Origin of the sequence: Pseudomonas sp. 24 E 13 (genome assembly GCF_900004715.1) — a bacterium.
GTDB lineage: Bacteria > Pseudomonadota > Gammaproteobacteria > Pseudomonadales > Pseudomonadaceae > Aquipseudomonas > Aquipseudomonas orientalis_A.
On record NZ_CVTO01000070.1, the window covers coordinates 1 to 1,990 of the forward strand.

The following is a 1,990-nucleotide window of genomic DNA, read 5'->3' on the forward strand; positions in this document are numbered from 1 at the left end:
GGCGATTCGGTGGTGTGGACCGACCATGAGAATCGCTCGACCACCCTGCCCTTGCCGACGGCGGCTCGACCGGCGATTACCAATAGCCTGGCGGAAGCTGCGATCTACTTGGGCTCGGCGCCTGACGAGTTGGTGCTGGCCCAGGCTTCTCGGTTCTATCACTTTTGCGACGGTGTGCTGACGGCGATCAGCGATGCGTATGACAACCGATTGCGCATTTTCCGGGATCGGTTGGGGCGCACTGAGCGACTGGATAACGGTGCGGGCCGTTCGCTTTTTTTGCGGTATGAATTCGACCGCATCGTGGCGGTGGACTACCAGGTTCATCGCGCCAAAGGCCATGAACCCTTCGTGTGGGTGACCGAGCAGAACGTCGTTTCCTACGCCTACGACGATGCTGGACGACTGGTGTCGGCGACCAATGCCGTCGGTGAACGCGAGGTTTATCGGTACGACGAACAGCACGTCATTCTTGAGCGGCAGTTGGCCGGTGGGGCGGGTTTCTTTTGGGCGTGGGAAAGGTCTGGTAAAGCCGCGCGCTGTGTCCGGCACTGGGCCAGTTTTTCGCAGATGGACACGCGCTATGTATGGAGCGATGACGGCAGCGTCAACGTGCACAACGCCGATGGCAGCCAGGAAGTGTACGTGCATGACGACCGGGCGCGACTGGTACAGCGCATCGATCCCGACGGTGCCCGGCATTTCAAATCCTACGACGACAAGGGCCGACTGACCGTCGAGCAGGACCCGCTGGGCGCGGTGACGGCGTATCAGTACGACGAAGCCGGACGCTTGGTCGCGCTGTTTCCGGGAGAGGATGAGCCGACGTCCTACGAGCATGACAATGGTTTCGTACGGGTCGTGCGGCGTGGTGAGGCAGTTTGGAAATACGAGCGTAATGAGCGAGGCGATGTCATCCGCAGGATTGATCCGGAGGGCAACGCGACCGACTACAGCTACGACAAGCAAGGGCAACTGACCGGGGTCTGGTATCCCGACCACAGTTGTCATCGGCTGGTGTGGAATGAGCGTGGGCAGCTTGTTGAAGAACAGCTGCCCAACGGTGGCATCAAGCGCTATCGATATGACGACCTGGGGCGGCAGGTTGCGCGGGAGGATGAATACGGCGCGCTGACTCAGTATCAATGGGACGCGGTAGGACGCTTGACTCGCTGGGTACTGCCGGACGGCGCTACGCGGGAATTCAGCTACAACCCCTACGGAAAAATCATCGCCGAACGCGATGAACTCGGCCACGTCACCCGCTACGAATACGCCGACGGACTGCACCTGATCAGCCGCCGCATCAACGCCGATGGTACCCAGGTCAAGTATCGCTACGACAATGCCCGCCTTTTGCTGACTGAAATCGAAAACGAAGTTGGCGAAACCCATCAACTGGACTACCACCCCAACGGCCTGATCCGACAGGAAACCGGCTTCGACGGCCAACGCACCGCCTACGCCTACGACCTCAACGGCAACCTGCTGGAAAAGACCGAACACGGCGACGACGGTAGTCAGCTTGTTACCCAATACGAGCGCGACCATGCCGGTCGTCTTGTAAGAAAAACCCTCCCCGATGGCAATACGGTCGACTACACCTACGACCGCCAAGGCAACCTCCTCAGCGTCGAAGACGGCCACTGGGCGCTGGCCTACGAGTACGACAAACAAAACCGCCTCACTGCTGAGCACCAGGGCTGGGGCACCTTGCGCTATGGCTACGATGCCTGCGGGCAACTTCAACATTTACGCCTGCCGGATAATAACCGTCTGACCTTCAACCACGACAAAGGCGGCCACCTGGCCACCGTCGAGCTGAATGGCGCACTGCTGACCTCCCACCTGTTCCACGCCGGCCGCGAACACCAACGCCAACAAGGCCAACTGCTCAGCCACTACCACTACGACGACCAAAACCGCCTGCACGCCCACGCCGTCACCCAGCAAGGAAACCACCTTTACCAACGCCAATACGACTACGACA

At 60.1% G+C, this 1,990-nt stretch carries 1 pseudogene; it reads left to right on the forward strand.

The annotated features are described in order from the left end of the window. Nucleotides 1-1,990 (forward strand): annotated as a pseudogene (locus BFP90_RS03815) (type IV secretion protein Rhs); the annotation flags it as partial.